Raw genomic sequence first — 3,971 nt, 5'->3', positions numbered from 1 at the left:
AGCCCGTACCGCAGCGGCTCACTGTTGGCGAGCTTGGTGGTGACAGCGACGCTGCGGCCCCCCGCGGTGACGGTGTAGTCCGCACACTGCTCAGCAAAGTCGGACACGGCATTGAGCCCGGCGGAATCCGACGTTGCCACGGTCGCGACGAAAGACTGACTGACATTCGGAGCTTCTCCCATCTGTCCCACCCAGGGACCGGTTCCGCGAGATGTGGACCAGAATGCAGCGCCGAGCCGACCCCCTGGGGCGCAGTCGGCGGAGTCCACTTCCCACTCGTCGGTGGTCCCGACGGCCTGCGCGATTGCCGGGATCATGTCAGCTGGACGTATCTCCGGGTCGGTGACCTCCCATTCGCCGAACACCGAGCGAGGGAAGTCCAGCGCGGTGACAGCGTGGCCACGGAGATCGTCGGCACTGGGGCCGGAGGTGTCGGTAGGTGCTTCACTGCAGCCGGCCACGACTACTGCAGCCAGGCCGATAACTGCTGCAGGAAAATAGATGCGACGGTTCACGCAATGTCCTCTTCTCGGTGGTGAGCGCCAGTGTCACCGTCACCATGCCTGACTGGTTCTCCACACAGACTTGAGACAAGCCTCCTCGCCGATCGAAGCCGCGGTGGAGAACATCTCAAGGAACATCTCGCTCTACAGTGACTGGCCGCTCTCACCCGCAGTGGCGCGGCTGAACGCTCAACTCAGCAATAGGCCAACCTCACACAGCTGGGCAAGGAGACGACGATGACAGGATCTGGAGGCGCAGGCACACCCCGCCGGCGCAAACGCAGGAAATCGATAAAGCTGCACCTCCATGCAGGGTTGCCGCTGTCAGCGCGATGGGGGCACGTAGACGTGACTCCAGACGTGATCGCGCAGCAGCAACAGTCTCTACGTGCGACGCTCTGGATCTTCCCGCCAGGCACGAACTCGCGCGAGCGAGCCCTCATGCGAATTCGCATGCTCGCGAGGAGCTGGACGGGCATCCTCGGATTTCTGGTCATCGTCGGCGTTGTCGGTACCGCTTTCGGTATTGGCGGAGTTGTGATCACCACCATTGCAGTCCTCGCACTCTGGCTTGGGGCACGTCAAGGCACCGCGCGAATTCACAAGGGAACCCGACACCTCCAGATCGTGGTCCGGCCGGACGGAGTCAGAGGCGATCTCGCCGAATTCGAGTCGATTGCCACCCAGCTCGATTCCCTCGACGCCGCGAACCTGGCCCCTGTGAACTACGAGGCCGAATGGGGGCACATTTACAGACAACTCGGTCCCGGGCGCCGATGACATCGCTACACGGCAACGAAGGGCGGCAAGCGAGGCGAAACTGGAGAAGCCGTCAGCGAGTATTCGCCCCATGCCCAGCACCGCCCTCGCGCTAGATATCGGCGCCACCACAGTGTGTGCGACTGTCCGTGACCGGAACGGCCGGATCGCGAATGTGCGCGTCGACAACTCCGACACTGTCCCGGCCCGTCTGGTTGTCGATCGAGGAACCCCCCGGCCGCCACACGGAGACGACGCGCCCACAATCCCTCAATTGGGCTCTGTCATCGACCGACTCGACGTCGCATCTACAGTCATCGACGGAGTGGCTTGGTCCGCAGACACCCTGCTGGCCATCCTGCTCGACCCGATTCTCAATGCGGCCGCTGCCTTACTCGGCTCGCCGCCGGCGAAGATCATGATCGTGGTCCCGTTCTGGTGGGATCACGACCGACAGAGACGATTCCAGCTCACTATCCACGCAGCGCTCCGCCGACCCGTCGTGATGGTGCCATCCGACAAGGCCTTCGCGTACTCAGCTCCTTCACCTGCAGTAGGCACCCACCGAATCGTCATCGACTGTGGGGCGTCAGCTCTCGCAGCCGTGATGGTGGGAGGAGGTACACGCGGTCCGCGGATCGCCGCCACTGCCGCCGTCGAGGACGGCGGCGACATCTTCGATCGGATCCTGCTCGCCAATGCCCTCACTGCCGCAGATCACAGCGAGCTGGCGCTCGACGCGCGGTGGGCTTTCGCCGGAGTGCCACGAATAAGGGCAGGGCGCGAGGCTCTCTCAGACGTTGACGCCGTCGCAGTCGCACTTCCGAAACCCGTCGGACCGATCACGTTGTCGAGTGAAGACGTCGATGAAACCGGCGCCGAATTCTTCGTGAGTGCATTCGGTGAGCTGTTCAGGAGTTTGGACGCCGCTCATCCGGAGGCGGCCGATGTTCGTGAGCAACAAGGACTGTTGCTGTGCGGAGGACTCGCCTACGATCCCGCCATCTCGAGCGCTGTCCGAGCATATTCATCCCGTGGTGCTCGTGTGATGCCGCACCCGCAGCACACCCTGTGCCGCGGCGCTCTAGCGTTCGGTTCCGCCGACTACGACAGCACCCACGACCCCGACCCCCTGCCGGCAAAACATGCGGAAGTAGACGACATCGATACGGAGATAGGTGTCGGACGCGGCTGGTCACGGCGCACGCTCGCTGTCTACGGCGGGCTCGGTGTCGCCGCAGTGGCCGTGGCCGTCGCCGGCGGTCTGGCGCTGTCCTCCTCGATGACAGGGCCGGCGGATCTCCGCGCGAGTGATTTGCAATCGGTCGCCGCCGCAGTGCTGCCAGCCGAAGGCGCGATCGCCGGCACCACCATGAAGACCTGGACCGATGGCGTCAGCCGCTCCGACCCGACGATGCGAACCCTCACCGGCGACAGACTGGAAACCCTGGCATGCGGAGGGGGCCGACTTGCAACCGACGGGGAGGGGGAAGGGATCCGGCTGGAAGCAACCCGAGTTTTGATAGACGACGGTGATACCGACCCAGTGACTACGTTCGACCAATTCGATTCCAGCGCAACGACGAACGTCACGGTGACTGCCGCTATCGTCGCCCGCGATCAGCGCGACCAAGTGTGGTCGGCCATCCACAAATCGAACGAACGGTGCACGTCAACCAAGGACGACCTGGTGCGAACCATCGTCGCCATCCCGCAGGACGGCCCGGACCCAGGACCGCCGACCTACAGCGAAAACCTCCCCGGCACGCAACTACCGACATCTACCGCCGCGACACCATCCAGAACGTCGAGCGGATCCGAGCAGGGCGGAGTCACGATGAGCACACAGCGACAAGCCTGGCGCGGACTGGTACCGGCGGCTGCATCAGGCAGCGACACGGACATGCATGTGACGTGTGTCCTCGATATCGACGGGGTAGTGCTGCGTCGCTCGTGCGCCACGGCGAAGTCGTCCGCGAAGGCCGACACGCTAGCTCAAACGGGTGCCGCAGCGTTCAACCCCGCTCCGGAGTCGGCGAAATGACCGACCCGGATCGCCAAAAGCTGATGCACGCTGCCGAACTCGTGGACGTCACGGTCACCGTGCTCGCGCCAGCGGTGTTGATCCGCCGAGCGATTGCACACTTCAATTCCCGACTCGCTCCCGGACAACGACCTGCCGAGACCACCTCCAGCGAAGCGTTCCTCAAACGGCTCTGCGTGAACTGGTTGCGACACACCGGATCACGCTATGACACTCACCGGAACCACGTTCGCCAGACCGGTGGTCAGCAGCTGTCCGATACCGCTGGCAACGTCATCAAGAAGAGGGTGCTGATCGAGATCGCACGCATCTACCCCTGGCTGGCTGATGAAGCTCAACGCCAGTTCCGCGAGCTCGACCTACCGCCCCGCGTGCGGAGGTAGACCAGCCGCTTCTGAGCCCAGCAGTAGATTGCAGGAACCCAGTTCACCGCCATTTCGTCCGTCGCGCATCGGGTTTGAAGGCAATCTTTGTCGAGAGGGGAGTGCTGCGTTCCCGGCGCGATCGACCGGATGGGGTACGCACTTATGCGGGCGCCAGGGACGCATCGTCTGGGTCAGGCAAGTTTCCTCCACGGTGCTTTTTCGAATTGCTGGACTACGAGGTGAGGTTGTACCAGGAGACCTGCCAGCATGCGGAATCGGAGGTGGTACGCCTCAGGATTT

At 63.6% G+C, this 3,971-nt stretch carries 4 protein-coding genes; 3 read left to right on the top strand and 1 reads right to left on the bottom strand.

All coding sequences use genetic code 11. From position 1 onward, the window contains the following. Nucleotides 1-515: hypothetical protein (locus tag VIQ49_RS21815; protein ID WP_331888584.1), on the bottom strand; the 515-nt coding region annotated here is incomplete at its 3' end. Between the two features lie 303 nt (nucleotides 516-818). On the opposite strand from VIQ49_RS21815, the gene VIQ49_RS21810 reads away from it, so the two are divergent. The 3 genes from VIQ49_RS21810 to VIQ49_RS21800 all read left to right on the top strand — a co-directional run bounded on the left by VIQ49_RS21810 (nucleotide 819) and on the right by VIQ49_RS21800 (nucleotide 3,689). Next, the gene (locus VIQ49_RS21810; RefSeq protein WP_331888586.1) at nucleotides 819-1,283 is read left to right on the top strand and encodes a DUF6611 family protein; all 465 of its coding nucleotides are present in this window, start codon (nucleotides 819-821) and stop codon (nucleotides 1,281-1,283) included. A 70-nt stretch (nucleotides 1,284-1,353) separates the two neighbouring features. After that, nucleotides 1,354-3,306, top strand: a complete 1,953-nt coding sequence (locus VIQ49_RS21805; RefSeq protein WP_331888582.1) for a hypothetical protein — start codon at nucleotides 1,354-1,356, stop codon at nucleotides 3,304-3,306. Beyond that, nucleotides 3,303-3,689 (top strand): hypothetical protein, encoded by a 387-nt coding sequence (locus VIQ49_RS21800; RefSeq protein WP_331888580.1) that lies wholly within the window; start codon nucleotides 3,303-3,305, stop codon nucleotides 3,687-3,689. Before VIQ49_RS21805 ends, VIQ49_RS21800 begins: the two co-directional genes overlap by 4 nt. Nucleotides 3,690-3,971: the final 282 nt, after the last annotated feature.

Origin of the sequence: Williamsia sp. (genome assembly GCF_036566845.1) — a bacterium.
Classification (GTDB): domain Bacteria; phylum Actinomycetota; class Actinomycetes; order Mycobacteriales; family Mycobacteriaceae; genus Williamsia.
Note: the sequence above shows the minus strand (reverse complement) of the source record. Positions and strands in the feature narration are given on the sequence as shown.

Bases quoted from the DNA above. Each gene is read 5' to 3' on its own strand.
- VIQ49_RS21805 (WP_331888582.1), top strand. From the start codon at position 1,354: ATGCCCAGCACCGCCCTCGCGCTAGATATCGGCGCCACCACAGTGTGT.
- VIQ49_RS21800 (WP_331888580.1), top strand. From the start codon at position 3,303: ATGACCGACCCGGATCGCCAAAAGCTGATGCACGCTGCCGAACTCGTG.